We start from the raw sequence: 20,394 nt of genomic DNA, 5'->3' as shown, positions 1-20,394 counted from the left end.
GGCGGCCAGAGCGGATGCCGTCCAGTCGGCGTCGTGCTCCCCGAAGAACGCACCGAGGCCGGGGGCGTCCGCGCCGCGCACGATCGCGTCGCCGTGCCCGACCGCGGCCACGCGGTCGAGGGCGAAGGAGACGGCCGACAGCATCGCGAAATGCCCGTCGACGTTGAGCTGGTCGTGCGCCAGCCATGGCAGATGACGTTCGACCAGCGTGAGCGCCCGAGCCTCGTTGCCCGTGACCGCAGCGAACACGATGTTGTCCGCGACGATGCCGAGATTGTCGGGGTTGTCCTTCGCGAGCCGGTAGCTGCGCAGATGCGCCGACCGCGCGTCGTCGAGACGATCGGTGCGCAGATACGGCAGCAGCACGCGCGACAGGGCGTGCTCGGGCTCCTCGCCGCACGAGAAGCCGCCCTCGAGCATCTCCTCGACCAGGTGGATCGCCTGCTCGTCCCGATCGGTGACGGCGAAGAACCCGGCGTTCTGGCTGCGTCCGCAGGCATCGCAATGGCTGTAGTCGTCGCGGGGCGTCGTCTCGAGCAGACCGCGCAGCCGTTCGGCGTCGTCGATACGGCCCGACGCCCAGGCGTCTTCGAAGCGGGCCGTGAGAACCCCGCTCATGCCGATCCCGGCGCGCCGGTAGTGCGCCTCCATGTCATCGAGCACGGCCGCGATCTGCTCGCTCGAGAACGCCGGTGACGCGCGCAGCGTCGCGGCCATCCACTTGAACTGCCACATGAGGTCGGCGGCCCCGTTCTCGATGTCGAGCGGGAAGCGCTGCGGGTCGGCGTCGTGGTGGGCGAGGCACCACGCGAACGAGTTCAGCATCACGTCGGTGAGCCCGCCCATGTTCGCCGACGCCGTCTGGCGCATGCGCGCCTGGTACTCGAGCTGCTCGTCGCCGAGCTCCTGGGCGAGGGCGACGGCCTCGGCGGTGAGGGCCTGCTCGTGCGGACCCCACGGAGTGCTGTCGATCTCGTCGAGCAGCTGCCGGAATCGTGTCGTCGAGTCGGTCATCAGGGCTCCTCGGTGAGACTGCGCGGCAGATCGAGCCCGTCGAACGGGAAGTCGTCGCGCACCCCCGCCGACAGCGCGACGAGGTCGGTCAGGGCCGTGGTCAGCATCGACCGGTCGGCATCGGTCAGCGGGTGGTGGCCGGCGAGCAGCGCCTGGATGTACAGCAGCTGCACCGTGCGCGAGAACACGGCGTCGTCCTCGACTGCGGAGAGGGTGCGCACCACGCTGTTCGACCAGTTCAGGCACAGCCGCGCGCGCAGGTCGTCGTCGGACGTGCCGCCGACCGCGTCGTCGATCCGCGACAGCACGCCGCCCCACAGCCCACCGGCGATGCCCTTGGTGCGGCCGCGGTCGATCGCGCGCAGCACGCGAGGATCGGCGACGTACAGTCCGCTGAGACCGGCGCGGTCGATCGCCCGCACGATCACCGCGCATCCGGAGTCGGCGAGCACGGCGCCCGCGCGCGCCTCCAGCGCGATCGCCGCCTCCCGGTCGTCGAGGGGAGGCGGGTCGAGCCGGTCGAGCTCGCCGGTGACGTCGAGCTGCTCGACGGTGACGTCGGGGAACAGCCCCGGCAGGCCGGCGATGAGGTCGGCGTCGTACAGGTAGCCGCCGTTGACGAGGACCTCGGATGCCGGGATGATGCCGGCCACCTGACGGAACTCGTCGACGGTGCGCGCGTAGCGGACGTGGCGGTGCTGCTCGACCAGATCACCGATCCGCGCACTGCCGTGGTTGGTCTCGACCGTCAGCCAGCGGGTGATGAAGCGGGCGAGCTCGTCGTCGTGGCGCACGAGCGACTTCAGGCCCAGCTCGTGCACCGCGACGAACTGGGTGAGCAGGTGCGGTGCGGTGAGTCCGAGCTCGAGCACCCAGCGGCGGATGCCCGCGCCCAGCTGCTCGCGCACGTGCTCGAGAGCGGCGTCCTCGACCAGGGACTCGCGGCTCGCGGTGGGGGAGAGGCCCGTCGAGTCGACGACGGCGCGCACGAAGAACGCCCAGTCGGGCAGCACTTCCGCCGAGCGCTCGGCCAGCAGCATCCGGCCGAGGTAGGTGCGCGTCGCCTGGCGCAGATTGGGCGGCGGCGCGAACGGCAGCACGTATGCGAGGCCGCGGGTTCCGGTGGCCGGCTCCGAGATCTCGATGACGTCCATCGGCGTCGCGCCGATGAGGTCGCGGCCGTACGCGAGGGCGGCATCCGCGTCGCCCTCGCCGAGGAACGGAGCCGGGCGGGTGACATCGACGTCGCCGCCGGGCATCCCGATCGTGACCCGCACGGGCAGGAACTCGCCGAAGTCCTGCGCGAGCTGCCTGACCGCCGCGGGGCGCAGCAGGTCCATGTGCTCGGAACGCGGGGTGAGGTGCACGCTGGTGCCGACCGGCACCTCATCGTCGAGCTCGACGACCTGGAACGTTCCGTCGGAGCTGCCGGTCCACTCGACTGCCGCACCGCCGCGCGCGCTGCGCGAGCGGATGACGATGCGATCCGAGACCATGAAGCAGCTCAGCAGTCCGATGCCGAACTGCCCGAGGTAGTCGCTGCGCGGCATGTCGAAGATGTCGCGCTTCGAGCTGCGACCCACGGTGGCGAGCAGGTCGGCGACCTCGGACGCCGTCAGGCCGACGCCGTCGTCGCGCAGCACGAACTCGCCCCCGTCGTCGGTGAGCGGGGTGATCCGGATGCCGGTGCCGCCGCCATCGACCTCGGCGCGGGCGGCGACGGCATCTCGGGCGTTCTGCAGCAGTTCGCGCAGGTACACGCGAGGGCCGGAGTAGATGTGCCGGCTCAGCAGATCGACGACTCCCCGGAGATCCACTTGGAACTGCTGCACATCCGCGCCCACTGCGCCCCTCTCGTCACCGGTTCTCGGCCGGTCGCGACCGGCTCATCCAGTCTGCCCGACGCGCGCGACTCACGCGGGCGTCACCGCCGGTTCTGCCCACGGTTGCGGATGCCGTACACTTGAGGGGCAGTTGTCTGCATCCTTCACCGTGCCTCAGGGCCGCGGCGGGGAGGCGGACCCAGAGGCCGACCGGTCTCTAGGGCGGTAGCTCAATTGGCAGAGCAGCGGTCTCCAAAACCGCAGGTTGCAGGTTCGATTCCTGTCCGCCCTGCGCGTCAGCGCATGCTGACTCACGAAAGGTACGTGCATGGACCAGGACGACGTTCGCGGCGACATCGCCGCCTCGGGCACCTACGCCCTGCGCGACAGCAAGCTCGGCTTCTTCGGACGCATCGCCCTGTTCTTCCGCCAGGTCATCAGCGAACTTCGCAAGGTCGTCACGCCGACCCGCAAGGAACTCGCCAAGTTCACCACCGTGGTGTTCGTCTTCGTGCTGATCGTCATGGGTCTGGTCTACGGACTCGACTGGATCTTCGGAACCGGAGCGCACTACGTCTTCGGAGTTCCGCTGAGCTGATGAACCCACGTCGACGGTCCGCGCGCCGGACCGTTGCAGCGATTGGAAAGAAGCAAAGTGTCTGACAAGTATTCCGACGACGCCGACTGGGCGACCGCCGCCGAGCAGTCCAGCGAAGAGGACGAGGCCCAGGAGGGCAACGTGCTCGCCGAGCAGGAGCAGTCGTCCTCAGCCGCCGAGCACACCGCTCTGCACATCGAGGGTGAGACCGACGTGGAGTACGACGACACCGACGACATCGAAATCGAAGACCCGGAGGCGGACGCGATCGTGAACGACGCTCTGAACCTGGACGAAGCGGCTGAGTCTGAAGCAGCCGCCGAGGTCCTCAACGACGCAGTGGCGGAGGAGTCCGCCGAGGCCGAGGCGGCTGCGGCCGACGAGGTCACCCCGTACGACGGCCCCGAGGTCGATGACGACGCCGTCGAGGAAGACCCGTACGAGGCGTTCCGCATGGACCTGCGCATGCTGCCCGGCAAGTGGTACGTCATCCACTCGTACGCCGGCTTCGAGCGCAAGGTGAAGGCCAACATCGAGCAGCGCAAGTCGACGCTCGAGGTCGAGGACGACATCTATCAGATCGAGGTCCCGATGGAGGACGTCGTCGAGATCAAGAACGGCCAGCGCAAGATGGTCAACCGCGTGCGCATCCCCGGCTACGTGCTGGTGCGCATGGAACTCAACGAGGACACCTGGTCGGTCGTGCGCCACACGCCCGGCGTGACCGGCTTCGTGGGCAATGCCCACAACCCGACCCCGCTGCGCTTCGAAGAGGCGTTCAACATGCTGAAGTCGCTGGTCGAGGTCAAGGACGTCCCCACCGCGAAGTCCATCGCTGCCAAGGGTGGCGTCGCCGTCGCCCGTCCGATGGCGGCAGAGGTCGACTTCGAGGTCGGCGAGACCATCACGATCAAGGAGGGCTCGTTCGCGGGTCTGCCCGGAACGATCAGCGAGATCAACGCCGCCAGCGGCAAGCTCACGGTTCTCGTCTCGCTGTTCGAGCGCGAGACCCCGGTGGAGCTGTCGTTCGAGCAGGTCACCAAGATGATCTGACACCCCGATGGGTCACTGAGCCTGTCGAAGTGCCCCGCCGGCTGGTCCGGCGGGGCACTTCGCATGCGGTAGACTGTCGTGGTTTGTGTACTTCTTCGATACGGCTCCCTGAGCCGGTCGAAGGGCACCGCGCCCCGGAGATGCCGGGGAAGCGGGAGAGAGCGCTGGGCCCCTGAGCTTGCCCGCGGGCCACCAGCGCAGCTCGATGAAAGGAAAATCATGGCACCCAAGAAGAAGGTGACCGGCCTGATCAAGCTTCAGATCAACGCCGGTGCAGCCAACCCGGCGCCGCCGATCGGCCCCGCGCTCGGTCAGCACGGCGTGAACATCATGGAGTTCTGCAAGGCGTACAACGCCGCGACCGAGTCGCAGCGCGGCAACGTCATCCCGGTGGAGATCACCGTCTACGAGGACCGCAGCTTCACGTTCGTCCTGAAGACCCCGCCGGCAGCCGAGCTGATCAAGAAGGCCGCAGGCGTCGCGAAGGCTTCGGCCACCCCGCACACCGTCAAGGTCGGCAAGATCAGCAAGGACCAGGTCCGTCAGATCGCCGAGCAGAAGCAGGCTGACCTGAACGCGAACGACATCGACGCCGCATCGAAGATCATCGAGGGCACTGCGCGCTCGATGGGCATCACGGTCGAGGGCTGAGGGAGATAACAATGGCTACCAAGTCCAAGGCATACCAGGCGGCTCTCGCGAAGATCGGAGACGACCGCTTCTACACCCCGTCCGAGGCTGTCGCCCTCGCGAAGGAGACCGGCTCGGCGAAGTTCGACTCGACCGTCGAGGTCGCGCTGAAGCTCTCGGTCGACCCCCGCAAGGCCGACCAGATGGTGCGCGGCACCGTCATGCTCCCGCACGGCACCGGCAAGACCGCCCGCGTCATCGTGTTCGCCAACGGCCCGGCTGCTGAGGCAGCCATCGCCGCAGGCGCAGACGAGGTCGGCAGCACCGAGCTCATCGAGAAGGTCGCCGGCGGCTGGACCGACTTCGACGCAGCCGTCTCGACCCCTGAGCTCATGGGCCAGGTCGGTCGTCTCGGCAAGGTGCTCGGCCCCCGCGGCCTGATGCCGAACCCGAAGACGGGCACCGTGACTCCGAACCCGGCCAAGGCCGTCGAGGAGATCAAGGGCGGAAAGATCGAGTTCCGCGTCGACAAGCACGCCAACGTGCACTTCATCGTCGGCAAGGCCTCGTTCACCGCTGAGCAGCTGAACGAGAACATCGGCGCAGCGCTCGAGGAGATCGTGCGCCTCAAGCCGTCGAGCGCGAAGGGCCGTTACATCCAGAAGGGCGCCGTGTCGACCACGTTCGGCCCCGGCATCCCGCTGGACGTCAACTCCATCTGACGCTGATCGACCGGGCCGCTGAGCCCGTCGATGCAAGACCCCCGCCGGTTCGCCGGCGGGGGTCTTCTGCGTGGTCGGGAGGTCAGCCGGTGAAGACGGGCAGCACCAGCAGCACGCCCATGAGCACGAGCAGCGCGGCGATGCCCGTGTCGAGGATCCGCCAGGCGCGCGGCGTGCGCAGCCACCGGCCGAGGTGCCTGGCTCCGAACCCGAGGGCGAAGAACCAGGTGATGCTGCCGAGGATCGCCCCCGCCGCGAAGGTCCATCGTGCGTCACCGTGCGTCGCCGCGATCGAGCCGATCAGCAGCACCGTATCGAGGTAGACGTTGGGGTTGAGGAAGGTGAAGGCGAGCGTGGCGACGAGCACCGGCGCGAGGCGGGCACGGGTCGCGGTCGCGGTGCCGCCGCGCCCCGCGGATTCCGATCCGGATGTCGGTGCCGCATCCGCCACGAGGGTCTCGCCCTCCGCTCGCCACGCGCGCCGCGCGGCGAGGAGCCCGTACGCGACGAGCGACAGGCCTCCGAGCCAGCGCGCAGCGACGACGAGCCAGGGCAGCTCGGCGATCAGGAGGCCGAGCCCGGCGGTGCCGACCAGCACGAGCGCCGCGTCGGAGGCCGCGCAGATCAGCACCACGGGAAGGACGTGCTCGCGTCGCAGCCCCTGGCGCAGGACGAAGACGTTCTGCGCTCCGACGGCGATGATCAGCGAGTACATGACGCCGAGGCCGGCGAGGAAGGTGAGCACGAACCCACGTTAGAAGTGCGCTCGCATCAGCGCCAGCGAAGAGAACTGCATCAGCATTAGCATGGCTTATGTGAAGATCGACGCCCAGCTGGCCGCCACCGTCGCGATGGTCGTCGACGAGGGGAGCTTCGACGCCGCCGCCCGCCGGCTGCACGTGACGCAGTCCGCCGTCAGCCAGCGCATCAAGGCGATCGAACAGCAGATCGGTCGTGCGGTCGTGGTGCGCTCGCGCCCGGTCCGGGCGACCGAGGCCGGCGAGGCGCTCGTGCGGCTGGCCAGGCAGGTCGCGCTGCTCGAGCACGACACGATCACGGCCTTCGGCCTCGGTGACGCCGCGCTCGACTCCCCGCGAGTGCGCATCCCGCTGGCGGTGAACGCCGACTCGATGGCCACCTGGTTCCTCGCCCCGCTCGCGCGGGTGGCACGGCAGCATCCGATCGACGTCGACCTGCACCGCGATGATCAGGACTACACCGCTCGCATGCTGGAGTCAGGTGAGGTGATGGCGGCCGTCACCAGCGAGGCCCAACCGGTCGGCGGCAGTGCGGTCACGCCCCTCGGCGTGCTCGAGTACCGCGCGATGGCGACGCCCGACTACATCTCCCGCTGGTTCGCCGACGGCGTCACCGCCGACGCGCTCGCCCGTGCGCCCTTCGTCGACTTCGACCGCCGTGACGCACTGCAGCAGGGCTGGCTGCGGGCGAGAGGCGTGGATCCGTGGCAGGTGCCGAGGCACTACGTGCCCGCGTCGCACGACTTCTCCGAAGCCGTCCGGCTCGGACTCGGATGGGGGCTGATCCCCGCCCCGCACATCTCTGATGATCTCGCCGCGCTGGGTGAGCCGCACGTGCGCGTGCCGCTGTACTGGCAGCAGTGGAACCTGCGTTCGCCGCTGCTCGACGCGATCGCCGAAGAGGTGGCGGCAGAGGCCGCCCGGGTGCTGGCCCCGCTGTGACCGGGCATCGGGCGCAGCCCTCCGCTCAGTCCGACAGGGCCAATGCGCGGAACATGTCACGTTCGCGAAGCGCGGAGCGACGGCTCGGCGCGAGGGGCGCGCGCGCCGGGGGCGCGTGACCCGTGGTGCGACGGTAGAGCTCATCGATCAGGCGGGTCGCGAGAGCGACGAGCTGACCGATCTCCTTCTCATCGCGATCGATCCACACCGAGCGCGGCTCATCGTGGATCGGGTTGAAGTCGTCGTGCTCCTCCCACACGAACAGTGTTCGCTCAGCGCCGAGCACGTGCTGCTGCCACCAGACCTGACGAAGGTAGGTGCGGGGGATGGTGCGCCACGACTTGTTCGTGGTCTTGATCTCGGCGAGCAGGACGCGTCCGTCGCCATCCACGCAGATGCCGTCCGGGGTCGCCAGATGGCGCTTCTCGACCTCGGCGTGGAAGAGGGCCGACGAAGGCAGGATGCCGTGGGTGGCCGCCACCCATGCCGCGATCTCCGGTTCGCGGCGTCGCCCGTGATCGGTGTAAGCGTTGCCACCGAACCGGGGGCCGGCACCGAGCTTCGCATCCGCCGCGCGTGTGATCGAGGCCTCGCTCGAGAGCCCGGCCACGTCGGTGGCGGTGATCCCGCGCGCTCGCGCCCGGAGCCAGGCGACCCGGTCGCGGGAGTCCGCGAGGATGCGCGCTTGGAGTTCGGGAGTCACCCTACGAGGGTACCCGCGGAGGGTCCGTCGCCCGGCCTCCACACGCCGTGGTGTCGCGCGCCCCGGGTCAGCGGCGTCGGAACGCGTCCCGCGCGCGCACCCACAGCGGGTCCGCCTCGGACGCGCCGGCGCCGATGCGCGCGAGTCCGCCGAGTTGCCCGATCAGGCAGGCCGCGCTGACCACGGTGACGGCCGCGAGGGCGATCGTCACCGACAGCTGCTGATCGGTCGTGACGACGCCGCGGACGAATCCGGACACTCCGAAGATGAGCAGCAGCAGCGTGCAGCTCATCGTCAGTGAGCGCACGAGCAGCGCGGGCTCGAGGTATATGGTGCGGGCCAGCACGTAACCGCGCGCGGAGCGGGAACGGGCGCCCGCGCGATACGGCATCCGCATCCACCAGGCTGCGGCGCGGGCCAGCTGTCGGCCGGAGCGGTGCAGCCTCCAGAGCACGAACACGCCGCCGGCGGCCACGGCCGGTGCGATGATCGCGATCGCGACGGTTGCGGCTTCGCGCGGCGAGGGCCCGAGAAGGAACGACCAGGCCGCTGAGCCGACGACGAGCGCCGCCGTGGTGACGACGAAGGCCAGGATGCCCACGGCGAGGCGGCTCCAGCGTTCGTAGTCGCCTCGAAGCGCCGCGACCGCCCGGTCGGCGTCAACGGCTCGAGCGGTCGGAGATTCCGCCTGCTCCAACCATGGGCGAGATGCGGGGCTGATCAGCCGGAATGCCATCAGACGGCCGCCGTGGGGAACATCGGGACCTCTTGAGGCGACTCGCCGTCCGCGAGCAGCTGGGTGGTGACCAGAGCGAAGGCGACCGACAGCAGCAGCACCTGCTCCTGTTCGGGGTCGGATCCGATCCCCGTCACGACGACCGTCCCGGCATCGTCGGGCAGAGCCATCTCTCCTATGGCGACAAGCCACGCTCGCCCGTCGATCTCCCGTGTACCGCGGACGATCGTGCCGACTCGCTCATCCGGGGATCGGAAGGTCTCGGCCACGCTGTCCTCGCCGAATCTGACGAGCGGGAGGAGGCTGTGCAGGCCCTTGGCTGCGTCCTGTTCGGGGTGCACCAGCACCTGGGTCCCCATGAAGGAGATCGACGGGTGCTCGCCGAGGATGATGGAGACACCGGCGAAGGCGAACGATGCGTCTGCGAACGCCTGCACTCCCGCGTGGAAGCCCGCCGTGACAGACGCGCGGCCCTCGTCGGACATCCAGCCCTCACTGCTCGCCAGATACCATTCGAGCCACTCCGAGGGCGTTCGCTCGCCGTGCGCGATGAACTCGATCCACCCCTGGGGAAGGCGCTGGCGCACCTGGTGCTGTGTCGTGGAGGTCACGCGCTCAGCTCCTCGTCGGTGCGGGGACCATTGCCGTCGACGGTGTTGTGCACGCGTTCGAAGAGGTTCTGCCACGGGCCGGAGAGGCTGTCGACGAAGCTGGTGCCGTTGTCGTGCGCTCCCTTGAGCGTGTTCGTCATCCAATAGGAGTTCGACACCATGTTGCGGAAGTTGAGCTGCAGCACGACCGCCAGCGAGCCGGCGGCGGTTCCACCCCCGGCCAGGGCCGGGGTCATGCGCTGGATGGAGGGGACGACAACGGATCCGCCGGGTCCGAGGACCGACTTCGCCAGGCCGCCGAGCGCGCCGCCGAGGGCCATACCCAGCGCGCCCATCGCGAAGTCCTCGAACGAGCCGCGACCGGTCGCCCACTGCAGAGCGTCGATCCCCACCAGAACGCCGGCGATGATGGTGGCAGCCAGACCGAGGCCGGTCAGCGGCGGGAACAGCGCCAGGATCGCGATGACCGGAAGCGCAGCGCGCAGGATGTCCTCGACGATGGGGACGACGTTGTCCATGAACCAGGCGCCGGCATCGCCGACACCGCCCCAGAACGCGTCCCAGTCGCTCTCCTGGTAGGCGTTCAGATCGTCCTGCGCGGACGCGAGCTGCGACGCGGTGGCACTGGCATCCGCATTGACCTGCTCGAGCAGGGCACGGGCCTGCTGGCGGATGGCCGCGAGCTCGTCGCGTGCGCCCGCAAGCGCTGTCGCGGCGGCGTCCGAGTCGGCGGCGGCCTCTGGCGCTGCGTCCGGAGCCTCCGCCGCATCGGCAGCCTGCGAGCTCTGCTGTGCGCGGGTGGCGACGTTCGCCTCGGCCTGAGCCGCCTGCTCCTCGAGCCGCTTCGCTGTCGTCTGATGCCCGCCCAGGGCCATCGCCCAGCCCGCGAGGGCGTCGCGTGACTGGCGCAGAGCGCCTGCGGAGGTCAGGAGCTGCGGCCGGAAGTCCTCGCTGAGCGTCGCGCGGAAAGCGTCGCCCGATTCGCCGACCCAGCTGCCGTCCTCGTCACTGTGCAGGATCCGGGCAGATTCGTCGACGTCGTCGACGGTGGTGGTGAGAGTGTCCACCAGCTGCTCGATGACGCTGACGTCACCGGGAGCGGGGTCGAAACCCAAAGCGGGGAAGCTCACGACTGCCCGCCTTCCGGCTCCATGCCGGCGGCCAACTCGGCGTCGAAGTCCTGGAACGCGGTCACGATGCCCTCCAGGCCCTTGCCGGCGTCGGACGCGAAGCTGGAGAGTCTGCGGAGGCTGTTGCCCCAGAAGCCGCCCATGCTCTGCAGTCGGTCGCGCAGCACATCCTGCGCGACCGCCGACGAGGGGACATCGCTCACGGCATCCGTCGAGGACGAGAGCACGTCGCCGATGTCTCCGAGTGTTCTGCGGGTGCTCTCGAGAGCCGAGTAGTCGACACTGACGTCAGGCATGTGATCCCCCGGGTGTTGTTCGATGTCTCGACGTTACGCGAAGGCGCCGAACGCGACGATGGGGAGGAGTCCCCACGTGCGGGAGGACAGCGGGATTTTGCCGCTGCGGGCGGATGCCGTAGGCTTGTCGTAACCGAAGACCGCCGGTCATCGTCGTGTGCGAACGTGACGATCGAAGCACTGCTCAGCAGGGGCCCGCGCAGGTGTGCGAAATTCTTCTTGAAGCTCCGTGCGCTTGCGCCGGAGCTTTTTCTCATGTCGTGGGGTGGTCGAGGTCGACGCCCCGCATCCGCGTGGCGTCCGTACACGTAAGGAGTGACCATGGCGCAGAAGGATGCAACGGTTGCCGAGCTCACGAAGTCTTTCGAGAACTCGAACGCCGTCCTGCTGACCGAGTACCGCGGTCTGACGGTTGCCCAGCTCAAGGAGCTGCGCACCAACATCCGTCAGGACGCGGAATACGCCGTGGTGAAGAACACGCTGACCAAGATCGCCGCGAACAACGCGGGGATCACGACGCTGGACGACGGCTTCAAGGGCCCGTCGGCCGTCGCGTTCGTGCACGGTGACTTCGTCGCCACTGCCAAGGCTCTTCGTGACTTCGCCAAGGCCAACCCGCTTCTCGTGATCAAGGGCGGCGTCTTCGAGGGCAAGACCCTCGACGCCGACGAGGTCGACAAGTACGCCTCGCTCGAGAGCCGTGAGGTTCTGCTGGCGAAGGCAGCGGGCATGATGAAGGCGACGATGGGCAAGGCTGCCGCCACCATCGACGCGCTTCGCGAAAAGCTGGAGACCGCAGAGGCCGCGTGAGCGTCCGGCGATCTCTTCACCAAAACCACACCTTTATCTAGGAGAAACATCATGGCGAAGCTTTCCACTGAGGAGCTGCTGGAGCAGTTCGCAGGCCTCACCCTCGTCGAGCTCAGCGATTTCGTGAAGGCGTTCGAGGAGAAGTTCGACGTCACCGCGGCCGCCCCGGTCGCCGTTGCCGGCGCTGCCGGTGGCGCTGGCGCTGCTGAGGCCGAGGAGGAGAAGGACTCGTTCGACGTCGTCCTCGAGGCCGCCGGCGACAAGAAGATCCAGGTCATCAAGACCGTCCGCGAGCTCACCTCGCTGGGCCTCGGCGAGGCCAAGGCCGTCGTCGACGGTGCTCCGAAGGCCGTCCTCGAGGGCGCCAACAAGGAGACCGCCGAGAAGGCGAAGGAGGCCCTCGAGGCCGCCGGCGCCACGGTCACCCTCAAGTAATCACGCTTCACCGCGTACAGAAGGCCTCCGGTTCACGCCGGGGGCCTTCTGGCGTATCCGGGCCTTCCTTCTAGGCGTATGCGGGACGCGGAGTCGGCGCGTCGGCTACGGGCGAGGCGCCGCTGTCGACGAGCGGACGACCAGTTCGGACGGCACCGCGAGCTGCTCGGCGGGGGCGTCCGGGGCATCCATCCTGCGCAGCAGCAGCTCGACCGCGGCGAGCCCCTGCATCCGCGGCTTCTGACGCACCGTCGTCAGCGCGAACATCTCCGCGTGCGCGTGGTCGTCGATCCCGACCACGCTCAGCTCGGCCGGCACCGACAGACCGAGGCGTCTGGCGGCGATGATGCCGCCGATCGCCGCCTCGTCGCACACCGCGACGAATGCCGTCGGCCGGTTCTGCCGGTCGCCGAGCATGCGCACGCCGGCCTCGTAGCCGCCGGGCGTGGTGGAGTCGCCGGGGGCGTGTAGGATGGCCGTCTGCAGGGATGCGGCCGTCATCGCCGACCGGTAGCCACGCAGTCGCTGCTCGTCGCCGTAGGCGTGGGTGGCGGCATCGTCACGGCCGCCGAGGAACGCGATGTCGTGGTGTCCGAGGTCGATCAGGTGCTCGGTCGCGATGCGCGCCGCCGCCGCGTCGTCGATCGAGATGGAACTGTTCTCCTCGCGATAGGCGCCGACGCTCACCAGCGGTGACCCGACCCGCACCAGACGCGACAGCTCATGCGTGCTGGGCTGGATGCCGACGGCGATGATCCCGTCGAGCCGGCGCCGGGGGAGCACGTCCGAGAAGAGCCGGTCGCGCTCGTCCGATCCCTCCCGCATCCCGTAGAGGATCAGGTCCTGTCCGGCATCCAGCAGTCCCTTCTGGATGCCGGCGAGCAGCTCCGCGAAGAACCACCTGTCCAGCGCGGGCATGATCACGCCGACCGACAGCGAGCGTCCGGTGGCGAGCGTCGTGGCGGAGGAATGCGCGACGTAGTGCAGCTCGCGAGCGGCGTCGCGCACTCGCTGCCGGGCCTCGGACGAGACGTAGCCGCCCCCGCTCAGCGCGCGGCTCGCCGTGGCCTTGGACACGCCGGCTCTCGCGGCGACGTCGGCGATCGTGCTCATGGGTCTCCTCGAGTCGGCTCCGTCAGGCTATCCGGCATCCGGCGTAGAGGGAACCGGTTCCATACGCTACGCTGTGGGAGCGCTCCCAAAGCAGTGATCACGTATGCACAACGGTTGTGCGGTTGTCTGCGCGTGGCATTGCCTCGGGGCGCTCGGGGCAAGTAGGTTGTCCTGGAATCGGTTCCTCAACGCTGCGGAGACCCTCCGCTCGAAGAGGCCCGGCACACCCTGGAAGAGGAGAAATCACATGGCTCTGTCACAGCGATACCGCCTGCTTGCTCCCCTCGCCCTGGTCGGAGCGACGGCGATCGCCCTGACCGGATGCGCGGAGGCGTCCCCTGGTGAGGGAGGTGGCGACGGCGACGTGAAGGGCGCGACGGTGCGCATCTCCGGTGGCATCACCGGCACCGAGGCCGACGATCTCAACGAGACCTTCGCCGCATTCGAGAAGGACACCGGCATCAAGGTCGAGTACACCGGCGACAAGGGCTTCGAGGGCAACATCGTCACCAAGGTGACCGGTGGCGATGCCCCCGACATCGCGATCGTGCCGCAGCCAGGTCTGCTCAAGACGCTGGTCGAGACCGGCAAGGTCGTCGAGGCTCCGGATGCCGTGTCGAAGGCGGTCGACGAGAACTGGTCGAAGGACTGGAAGGCGTACGGCACGTTCGACGACACCTTCTACGCAGCTCCCATGCTCGCGAACCTGAAGGGCTACGTCTGGTACTCGCCGGCGAAGTTCACGGAGTGGGGCGTCGAGGTTCCCAAGACGTGGGACGACATGATCGCCCTCACCGACACGATCAGGGAGAAGTCGGGTCAGGCCCCCTGGTGCGCCGGTTTCGCTTCGGGTGACGCCTCCGGCTGGCCGGGCACCGACTGGATCGAGGACCTCGTGCTCCGCCAGTCCGGCCCTGACGTGTACGACGACTGGGTGGCGGGAGACGTCAAGTTCACCGACCCCGAGATCAAGGACGCGTTCGACGCGGTGGGGTCGATCATCCTGAACCCCGACTACGTGAACGCCGGCTTCGGCGACGTGAAGAGCATCAACTCGACCGCCTTCGCGGACGTCGCGGCCAAGGTCGCCGACGGCAGCTGCGCGCTGACCCACCAGGCGTCGTTCCTCTCGGCCAACTTCCTCGATGTGAAGAACGCGGAGGGCAAGACGCCCGAGGTCGGCCCGGAGGGCGACGTCTACGCGTTCATCACGCCCGGCATCACCGAGGGTGAGCTGCAGGTCGAGGGCGGCGGCGAGTTCGTCGCCGCGTTCAACGACGACGCCGCCACCGTCCAGGTGCAGGAGTTCATGGCGTCGCCGGAGTTCGCCGACGCACGCGTGAAGCTCGGCGGCGTGATCTCGGCGAACAAGAAGGCCGACGCCAGCCTGGCCAGCAGTGAGTTCCTGCAGGAGGCCATGGGCATCCTGCAGGATGACGCGACCGTCTTCCGCTTCGACGCGTCCGACCTCATGCCGTCCACGGTGGGTTCGGGCTCGTTCTGGAAGGGCATCGTCGACTGGGTCGACGGCAAGTCGACCGACCAGGTGCTGAGCGACATCCAGGCAGGTTACGAGAACTAGTCGGGCGCGCTAGTCTGAGCGCAATCCGCTGGTGAAGGCGGGGTCGGGCAGCGATGCCCGACCCCGCATCCTTACTCAGAAGGGGACCCCATGTCACTGCTGACAGCCGAGGAAAAAGACACGGCGGAACTGCCGAAGACGACGCACGGTGTGGATGCCAAGGGGCGCCGGATCACGCAGATCGTGGTCATCGCCGGGTTCGTCCTCATCGCCGCGATGCTGTTCCTGCTCATCATCTCGGCACCGGTCGAAGACCCCGCCCGCATCGCTCTCGGGCCCGCTTCTCTCAACAACTTCTTCCTGTGGCTGGGCGGGCTGCATCCGCTCGTCCAGATCCCCGCCGTCCTGCTGGCCTTCGGGCTCGTCGTCGCGATCGTGCTCGTGCTGATCGAGTTCGCACCGCGCCCGGGCCGCGGCTACTTCGTCATGCGGCTGGTCGCGTGCCTGGTCATCCCGGTGCTCGCCCTGATGCTGCTGCGGCCGTTCTCGAACGCAGTGCTGTACGTCGTCGCGATCGCCCTGCTGTCGGGCGCGCTGCTCTTCTTCGCCGACTACCGCTCACGTCAGGGAGCCGGCTATCTGTTCCAGCTGGTCCTCTTCATGGCCCCCGCGGCGATCATGCTGCTGCTCGGGCTCATCTACCCGGCGGTCTCCACGTTCGTCAAGTCGTTCTTCGACAAGACGGGCGACCAGTTCGTCGGACTCGAGAACTACATCTGGGTGTTCACGAACCCGGTCGGAACGTGGTCGGTGGTCAACACCCTGATCTGGGCGCTGCTCGCCCCGACGATCTCGGTCGCCTTCGGTCTCGCCTACGCCGTCTTCATCGACCGCGCACGCGGCGAGAAGGTGCTGAAGGTGCTCGTCTTCATGCCCGTCGCGATCTCGTTCGTCGGTGCGGGCATCATCTGGAAGTTCATGTACGACTACCGTCAGGGCGACCAGATCGGTCTGCTGAACGCCATCGTCACGCTGTTCGGCGGCGACCCGGTGAGCTGGCTGGCGGTCAAGCCGCTGATCAACACCTTCATGCTCCTGATCGTCTTCATCTGGACGCAGACGGGCTTCGCGATGGTGATCCTCTCCGCCGCGATCAAGGCCGTCCCGGCCGAACAGCTGGAGGCCGCCGAGCTCGACGGCACGAACGCGTGGCAGCGGTTCTGGAACGTCACCGTGCCCGGCATCCGCTCGTCGCTGATCGTCGTGCTCACGACGATCACGATCATGTCGCTGAAGGTATACGACATCGTCGCGGTGATGACCGGCGGACGCGACGACACCACCGTCCTCGGTTTCGAGATGGTCAACCAGCAGCAGCGCTTCCAGAGCTACGGGCACTCGTCGGCCCTCGCCGTGGTGCTGTTCATCTTCGTGCTGCCCCTGATCATCTACAACGCCCGTTCGCTGGCCAAGCAGAGGGAGATCCGCTGATGACCGCCACAGAAGCCGTCGTCCGCGACGGCCGCACCAAGCGCCAGATCGCCCGCGACACCCGCCGCAACGAGGCGATCGCACACAAGAAGCTCACGTCGAAGGGCGCCACCATCGCCGCGGTGATCATCGCGGTGTTCTGGACCATCCCGACGTTCGGCCTCTTCGTCACATCGTTCCGCCCCGGCGCCGACACGCAGTCGACCGGGTGGTGGACCGCCTTCACGAACCCCGAGTTCACCCTCGACAACTACGCCGAGGCGCTCAACGCGGGCGGCACCTCGACCACGCTCGCCACGGCGTTCATCAACTCGCTGGCGATCACGGTCCCGGCGACCGTGTTCCCGATCGTGATCGCGGCGCTCGCCGCCTACGCCTTCGCGTGGATCGACTTCAAGGGCCGCAACCTGCTGTTCGTGTTCGTGTTCGCCCTGCAGATCGTGCCGCTGCAGATGGCACTGGTGCCGCTTCTGAGCCTGTTCTCGGAGGGCCTCACGATCAACGACGTGATGGTCTTCCCGGGACTCACGCTCAACGACGTCGAGTTCAGCTTCGCCCGCGTCTGGATCGCCCACGCGATCTTCGCCCTGCCGCTCGCGACGTTCATGCTGCACAACTTCATCGCCGAGATCCCCGGCGACATCGTCGAGGCCGCGCGCGTCGACGGGGCCGGCCACGGACAGGTGTTCTTCCGCATCATCCTGCCGCTGGCGATGCCGGCCATCGCCTCGTTCGGCATCTTCCAGTTCCTCTGGGTGTGGAACGACCTGCTGGTCGCGACGATCTTCGCCTCGCCCGGCGCGCTGCCGATCACCCAGGCGCTGAACTCGCTGTCGGGCACGTGGGGCAACCGCTGGTTCCTGCAGTCGGCGGGAACCTTCATCTCGATCATCGTGCCGCTGATCGTGTTCTTCGCCCTGCAGCGGTTCTTCGTCCGCGGACTCCTCGCGGGAGCGACGAAGGGCTGACCGCCGGGCGGTCAGCCCAGCAGCACGAGGAGGACGTGCGACGGCTGATCGGCCTCGAGCTCGTGCAGCACCCCGGCGGAGACGGTGATCGTCCCGCCGGGGGAGAGCACGTGCTCTGCTCCGGCCACGCGGAACCGGATGCCGCCTGCGACCACCTGCACGAGGATCGGCACCGGCGCGCGGTGCTCGCGCATGGTCGTGCCGGCGTCCATCGTCAGCATCCGGATCTTGAACCCGTCGCCGTCGATGACCCGGTGCGGGCGGACGCGGCCCGGATCGACGGGATGGGCCTCGACGAGATCGGCGGCCGAACCGCCGAGAAGCTGGAAAGTATCGGCGCTCATAGCCGAAGGTTAGCGCGGTCGCGGGGCAGAATGGGACGATGAGAAGACGCACGCTGCTGATCGCCGGAAGCGCGACGCTCACCCTCGCTGCACTTCTCGGAGTGCTCGTCGTGCTGCTGCCTCGAGGCGCCACGATCGGACTCGACGTGTTCTGGAACGACCTCATGTCGCAGGTGAGACAGGACTGGATGCTCTCGGCCGCATATCTGCTGAACTGGATCGGCGGCGGGTGGGTCGCCATCATCCTCGTGCCGCTGCTGATCGTGCTGCTGCTCGTGCTGCTGCGACGATGGCGCGGAGCCGTCTTCGCGGCGATCGCGTTCGTGGTCAGTGCCGGACTCACCCAGCTGCTCAAGGAGATCTTCGCCCGAGCGCGTCCCGACGACATGCTGGTGACCTCGGACTTCGGTTCGTTCCCGTCGGGGCACACCTCGAACGCCGCCACCATCGCCGTGGTCCTCTGGCTGGTCTTCCCGCGGGTCTGGATGGCGATCATCGGCACCGTCTGGGTCGTGGTGATGGCGCTGTCGCGCACACTGCTCGCCGTGCACTGGATCACCGACACCGTCGGCGGTGCGCTCGTCGGCGCGTCGGCCGCGCTGCTCGTCGGCGCGTTCGTGCTGAGCTGGGCGTCGCTAGGCTGGGCGCCGACCACAGCACCCGCATCGAGGAGTTCCCGTGACGACGATCCGCCCGTACCGTGATGCCGATCGGGACGCGCTCTACGACATCTGCGTGAAGACGGCGGATGCCGGAGGCGATGCGACCGGCATCTTCACCGACGATCGCCTGTGGGGCGACGTCTTCGCCGTGCCGTACGTCGTGCGGCATCCGGATCTGTCGTGGGTGGTCGAGTCGGACGACGGCCGGACCATCGGGTACGTCGTCGCCACCGACGACACGGATGCCTTCGAACGGTGGTTCCGCGAGGAGTGGTGGCCCTCGAAGCAGAGGGCGTACTCGCTCTCCGGCGCCGACGAGCCCACTCGCCAGGACGGCATCATCCGCTACGCCAGCCGCCGCGCACCCGGCCGCGAGACGCACGCCGTGGAGTATCCCGCGCACCTGCACATCGACCTGCTGCCCGAGACGCAGGGACAGGGGCTCGGCCGTCGGCTGATCGAGACGCTCTTCGCCGAGCTGCAGAGCCGGGGAGTGCGCGGACTGCACCTCGGAATGAACCCCGCGAACACCGGGGCGGGCGCCTTCTATGAGCGTCTCGGCATGCATCGGCTGGAGTCGGATCCCGACACCACGATGTACGGTGTGCGCTTCGAGTGAGCAGTCAGCTCTGGTCCGAAGCGACGCGCACGATCGGATAGGATGGACAGGTTGTTTCCTGGTGACGTGTCCGAGCGGCCGAAGGAGCACGCTTGGAAAGCGTGTGTTGTGCAAGCAACCGAGGGTTCGAATCCCTCCGTCACCGCCAGAATCCGCCGAAGGCCCTTACGATGTGGGGGCCTTCGGCGTTCAGTGCGCCCACGTAGAATCTCCTGGTGCCCACCCCCAAGATCGTGCTGTTCTACGCGTTCGCGCCGCTCGCGGACCCGCAGGCGATCCGTCTCTGGCAGCGCGACCTGTGCGAGTCGCTCGCGCTTCGGGGCCGCATCATCATCTCCGAGCACGGTATCAACGGCACCCTCGGCGGCGACCTCCCGGCGGTGAAGAAGTGGGTGCGGCGCTTCCGCCAGCATCCGGCGTTCGCCGATGCCGACATCAAATGGAGCGAGGGCACGGCGATCGACGCCGACGGCCACAGCACCGACTTCCCCAAGCTCAGCGTCAAGGTGCGCGACGAGATCGTCTCGTTCGGTGCGCCGGGCGAGCTGCGGGTCGATGTGCACGGCGTGGTGGGCGGCGGGGCCAGACTCGACCCCGAGCAGCTGCACAGCCTGATCGCCGAGCGCGGCGACGAGGTCGTGTTCTTCGACGGACGCAACGCGCTCGAGGCCGAGATCGGCCGATTCCGGAACGCGGTCGTGCCCGACACCGACACCACGCGCGACTTCGTCCGGCTGCTCGACGAGGGAGCGTACGACGACCTGAAGGGCAGGCCCGTCGTCACCTACTGCACCGGCGGCATCCGCTGCGAGGTGCTGTCGAGCCTGATGGTCTCGCGCGGTTTCGGCGAGGTCTACCAGCTCGACGGGGGCATCGTCCGCTATGGCGAGAAGTACGGTGATGACGGTCTGTGGGAGGGATCGCTCTACGTGTTCGACAAGCGCGGATCCGTCGACTTCAGCGACCACGCCGCCGTCATCGGCACCTGCGTCGGGTGCGGCGCGGCGACCAGCCGCACCGCGAACTGCCCTGACCTCTCGTGCCGCCGTCAGTTCGTGGTCTGCGCCGACTGCGACACGGTGCCGTGCGAGGATCACGCGGCGGCCGCCCGCGCCTGACCCCGGTCAGCGACGCAGCAGCGACGCGGGCAGCAGCCATGCGAGCAGGCGCCGGCGTCCGTCGACACCGCCCTGCAGATCGCCGATCACCCGACGCAGCGACGCGTCCAGCTCGCCTCCGGCAGGGCCGCTCTCGGCATAGCTGACGCGCTCGACGGCCGTCACGAGATCGCCGAGCGCGTCCGCGTCGACACCGCGCCCTGTCGAGAGCGAGTGTGCCCGGGTCCGCGCGGTCTCGGCAGCGTGCAGCGGGAGCCCCAGGTCGGCCATGGTGTCGGCGACCTCGCGCCACGCTG

At 68.4% G+C, this 20,394-nt stretch carries 23 protein-coding genes, 2 tRNA genes and 1 pseudogene; 15 read left to right on the top strand and 11 right to left on the bottom strand.

Annotated elements, in window-relative coordinates; genetic code table 11:
* Both RT309_RS06430 and RT309_RS06425 read right to left on the bottom strand, forming a co-directional pair.
* Positions 1-1,014: pseudogene (locus tag RT309_RS06430) on the bottom strand (hypothetical protein); the annotation flags it as partial.
* Entirely contained in the window at positions 1,014-2,831 is a 1,818-nt protein-coding gene (locus RT309_RS06425; RefSeq protein ID WP_313356045.1) for an HSP90 family protein, read from the bottom strand. The pseudogene RT309_RS06430 and the gene RT309_RS06425, both read right to left, overlap by 1 nt.
* A 225-nt stretch (positions 2,832-3,056) precedes the next feature.
* Here RT309_RS06425 and RT309_RS06420 point away from each other — a divergent pair.
* From RT309_RS06420 to rplA, 5 genes are all read left to right on the top strand, one after another.
* Positions 3,057-3,129, top strand: a tRNA-Trp gene (locus tag RT309_RS06420).
* A gap of 36 nt (positions 3,130-3,165) precedes the next feature.
* Positions 3,166-3,435 (top strand): preprotein translocase subunit SecE, encoded by a 270-nt coding sequence (secE, locus tag RT309_RS06415; RefSeq protein WP_099195394.1) that lies wholly within the window; start codon positions 3,166-3,168, stop codon positions 3,433-3,435.
* Positions 3,436-3,492: 57 nt separating this feature from the next.
* Positions 3,493-4,488, top strand: coding sequence for a transcription termination/antitermination protein NusG (gene nusG / locus RT309_RS06410; RefSeq protein WP_313356044.1), 996 nt, complete (start codon positions 3,493-3,495; stop codon positions 4,486-4,488).
* A gap of 219 nt (positions 4,489-4,707) precedes the next feature.
* Positions 4,708-5,139: a 50S ribosomal protein L11 gene (gene rplK, locus RT309_RS06405; protein WP_313356043.1), complete on the top strand. Its 432-nt coding sequence runs from the start codon at positions 4,708-4,710 to the stop codon at positions 5,137-5,139.
* Between the two features lie 11 nt (positions 5,140-5,150).
* Positions 5,151-5,840 carry a 50S ribosomal protein L1 gene (gene rplA, locus RT309_RS06400; protein ID WP_313356042.1) on the top strand — a complete coding sequence of 230 codons (690 nt, stop codon included), beginning with the start codon at positions 5,151-5,153 and terminating at the stop codon, positions 5,838-5,840.
* Between the two features lie 82 nt (positions 5,841-5,922).
* Here rplA and RT309_RS06395 read toward each other — a convergent pair whose 3' ends face one another.
* The gene (locus RT309_RS06395) at positions 5,923-6,585 is read right to left on the bottom strand and encodes a LysE/ArgO family amino acid transporter (RefSeq protein ID WP_313356041.1); all 663 of its coding nucleotides are present in this window, start codon (positions 6,583-6,585) and stop codon (positions 5,923-5,925) included.
* Between the two features lie 70 nt (positions 6,586-6,655).
* On the opposite strand from RT309_RS06395, the gene RT309_RS06390 reads away from it, so the two are divergent.
* Entirely contained in the window at positions 6,656-7,540 is an 885-nt protein-coding gene (locus RT309_RS06390) for a LysR family transcriptional regulator ArgP (protein WP_396654422.1), read from the top strand.
* A 25-nt stretch (positions 7,541-7,565) separates the two neighbouring features.
* On the opposite strand, the gene RT309_RS06385 is transcribed toward RT309_RS06390, so the two are convergent.
* The 5 genes from RT309_RS06385 to RT309_RS06365 all read right to left on the bottom strand — a co-directional run bounded on the left by RT309_RS06385 (position 7,566) and on the right by RT309_RS06365 (position 11,016).
* Positions 7,566-8,243, bottom strand: a complete 678-nt coding sequence (locus RT309_RS06385; protein WP_313356039.1) for a YqaJ viral recombinase family protein — start codon at positions 8,241-8,243, stop codon at positions 7,566-7,568.
* Positions 8,244-8,310: 67 nt separating this feature from the next.
* Positions 8,311-8,979, bottom strand: coding sequence for a hypothetical protein (locus RT309_RS06380; RefSeq protein WP_313356038.1), 669 nt, complete (start codon positions 8,977-8,979; stop codon positions 8,311-8,313).
* Complete coding sequence (locus RT309_RS06375; RefSeq protein WP_313356037.1) at positions 8,979-9,590, bottom strand: hypothetical protein; 612 nt, start codon at positions 9,588-9,590, stop codon at positions 8,979-8,981. Before RT309_RS06375 ends, RT309_RS06380 begins: the two co-directional genes overlap by 1 nt.
* Positions 9,587-10,720, bottom strand: a complete 1,134-nt coding sequence (locus RT309_RS06370; RefSeq protein ID WP_313356036.1) for a hypothetical protein — start codon at positions 10,718-10,720, stop codon at positions 9,587-9,589. Before RT309_RS06370 ends, RT309_RS06375 begins: the two co-directional genes overlap by 4 nt.
* Positions 10,717-11,016 (bottom strand): hypothetical protein, encoded by a 300-nt coding sequence (locus RT309_RS06365; RefSeq protein ID WP_313356035.1) that lies wholly within the window; start codon positions 11,014-11,016, stop codon positions 10,717-10,719. The genes RT309_RS06370 and RT309_RS06365 overlap by 4 nt, the downstream gene beginning before the upstream one ends.
* A gap of 321 nt (positions 11,017-11,337) precedes the next feature.
* Here RT309_RS06365 and rplJ point away from each other — a divergent pair, with 321 nt between their 5' ends.
* A complete protein-coding gene (gene rplJ, locus RT309_RS06360) occupies positions 11,338-11,826 on the top strand; it encodes a 50S ribosomal protein L10 (RefSeq protein WP_313356034.1) in 489 nt (162 codons plus the stop codon).
* Between the two features lie 51 nt (positions 11,827-11,877).
* Positions 11,878-12,261 (top strand): 50S ribosomal protein L7/L12, encoded by a 384-nt coding sequence (rplL, locus tag RT309_RS06355; RefSeq protein ID WP_101188549.1) that lies wholly within the window; start codon positions 11,878-11,880, stop codon positions 12,259-12,261.
* A 105-nt stretch (positions 12,262-12,366) separates the two neighbouring features.
* Here the strand turns inward: rplL and RT309_RS06350 are convergent, their stop codons facing one another.
* The gene (locus tag RT309_RS06350) at positions 12,367-13,374 is read right to left on the bottom strand and encodes a LacI family DNA-binding transcriptional regulator (protein WP_313356033.1); all 1,008 of its coding nucleotides are present in this window, start codon (positions 13,372-13,374) and stop codon (positions 12,367-12,369) included.
* Between the two features lie 247 nt (positions 13,375-13,621).
* Between RT309_RS06350 and RT309_RS06345 the strand changes: the two genes are divergently transcribed.
* The 3 genes from RT309_RS06345 (at position 13,622) to RT309_RS06335 (ending at position 17,355) form a co-directional block, all read left to right on the top strand.
* Positions 13,622-14,956 carry an extracellular solute-binding protein gene (locus tag RT309_RS06345; RefSeq protein WP_313356032.1) on the top strand — a complete coding sequence of 445 codons (1,335 nt, stop codon included), beginning with the start codon at positions 13,622-13,624 and terminating at the stop codon, positions 14,954-14,956.
* A 90-nt stretch (positions 14,957-15,046) separates the two neighbouring features.
* Entirely contained in the window at positions 15,047-16,387 is a 1,341-nt protein-coding gene (locus RT309_RS06340) for a sugar ABC transporter permease (protein ID WP_313356031.1), read from the top strand.
* Positions 16,387-17,355: a carbohydrate ABC transporter permease gene (locus tag RT309_RS06335; protein WP_313356030.1), complete on the top strand. Its 969-nt coding sequence runs from the start codon at positions 16,387-16,389 to the stop codon at positions 17,353-17,355. Before RT309_RS06340 ends, RT309_RS06335 begins: the two co-directional genes overlap by 1 nt.
* A gap of 11 nt (positions 17,356-17,366) precedes the next feature.
* Here the strand turns inward: RT309_RS06335 and RT309_RS06330 are convergent, their stop codons facing one another.
* Positions 17,367-17,699 (bottom strand): cupin domain-containing protein, encoded by a 333-nt coding sequence (locus tag RT309_RS06330; protein WP_313356029.1) that lies wholly within the window; start codon positions 17,697-17,699, stop codon positions 17,367-17,369.
* A gap of 38 nt (positions 17,700-17,737) precedes the next feature.
* Here RT309_RS06330 and RT309_RS06325 point away from each other — a divergent pair, with 38 nt between their 5' ends.
* The 4 genes from RT309_RS06325 to RT309_RS06310 all read left to right on the top strand — a co-directional run bounded on the left by RT309_RS06325 (position 17,738) and on the right by RT309_RS06310 (position 20,098).
* Complete coding sequence (locus tag RT309_RS06325; protein WP_313356028.1) at positions 17,738-18,403, top strand: phosphatase PAP2 family protein; 666 nt, start codon at positions 17,738-17,740, stop codon at positions 18,401-18,403.
* Positions 18,378-18,980, top strand: coding sequence for a GNAT family N-acetyltransferase (locus RT309_RS06320; RefSeq protein WP_313356027.1), 603 nt, complete (start codon positions 18,378-18,380; stop codon positions 18,978-18,980). Before RT309_RS06325 ends, RT309_RS06320 begins: the two co-directional genes overlap by 26 nt.
* Before the next feature lie 60 nt (positions 18,981-19,040).
* Positions 19,041-19,128, top strand: a tRNA-Ser gene (locus tag RT309_RS06315).
* 67 nt (positions 19,129-19,195) lie between these two features.
* Entirely contained in the window at positions 19,196-20,098 is a 903-nt protein-coding gene (locus RT309_RS06310; RefSeq protein WP_313356026.1) for a rhodanese-related sulfurtransferase, read from the top strand.
* 6 nt (positions 20,099-20,104) lie between these two features.
* Here RT309_RS06310 and RT309_RS06305 read toward each other — a convergent pair.
* Positions 20,105-20,394, bottom strand: a 290-nt coding sequence (locus tag RT309_RS06305) for a DUF4129 domain-containing protein (protein WP_313356025.1), incomplete at its 5' end; no start/stop codon positions are given.

It is taken from the genome of Microbacterium sp., assembly GCF_032084865.1.
GTDB lineage: Bacteria > Actinomycetota > Actinomycetes > Actinomycetales > Microbacteriaceae > Microbacterium.
Note: the sequence above shows the minus strand (reverse complement) of the source record. Positions and strands in the feature narration are given on the sequence as shown.

Bases quoted from the DNA above. Each gene is read 5' to 3' on its own strand.
- rplJ (WP_313356034.1), top strand. From the start codon at position 11,338: ATGGCGCAGAAGGATGCAACGGTTGCCGAGCTCACGAAGTCTTTCGAG.
- RT309_RS06345 (WP_313356032.1), top strand. From the start codon at position 13,622: ATGGCTCTGTCACAGCGATACCGCCTGCTTGCTCCCCTCGCCCTGGTC.
- RT309_RS06380 (WP_313356038.1), bottom strand. From the start codon at position 8,979: ATGGCATTCCGGCTGATCAGCCCCGCATCTCGCCCATGGTTGGAGCAG.
- secE (WP_099195394.1), top strand. From the start codon at position 3,166: ATGGACCAGGACGACGTTCGCGGCGACATCGCCGCCTCGGGCACCTAC.
- RT309_RS06350 (WP_313356033.1), bottom strand. From the start codon at position 13,374: ATGAGCACGATCGCCGACGTCGCCGCGAGAGCCGGCGTGTCCAAGGCC.
- rplA (WP_313356042.1), top strand. From the start codon at position 5,151: ATGGCTACCAAGTCCAAGGCATACCAGGCGGCTCTCGCGAAGATCGGA.
- rplL (WP_101188549.1), top strand. From the start codon at position 11,878: ATGGCGAAGCTTTCCACTGAGGAGCTGCTGGAGCAGTTCGCAGGCCTC.
- RT309_RS06340 (WP_313356031.1), top strand. From the start codon at position 15,047: ATGTCACTGCTGACAGCCGAGGAAAAAGACACGGCGGAACTGCCGAAG.
- RT309_RS06325 (WP_313356028.1), top strand. From the start codon at position 17,738: ATGAGAAGACGCACGCTGCTGATCGCCGGAAGCGCGACGCTCACCCTC.
- RT309_RS06335 (WP_313356030.1), top strand. From the start codon at position 16,387: ATGACCGCCACAGAAGCCGTCGTCCGCGACGGCCGCACCAAGCGCCAG.
- rplK (WP_313356043.1), top strand. From the start codon at position 4,708: ATGGCACCCAAGAAGAAGGTGACCGGCCTGATCAAGCTTCAGATCAAC.
- RT309_RS06330 (WP_313356029.1), bottom strand. From the start codon at position 17,699: ATGAGCGCCGATACTTTCCAGCTTCTCGGCGGTTCGGCCGCCGATCTC.
- RT309_RS06365 (WP_313356035.1), bottom strand. From the start codon at position 11,016: ATGCCTGACGTCAGTGTCGACTACTCGGCTCTCGAGAGCACCCGCAGA.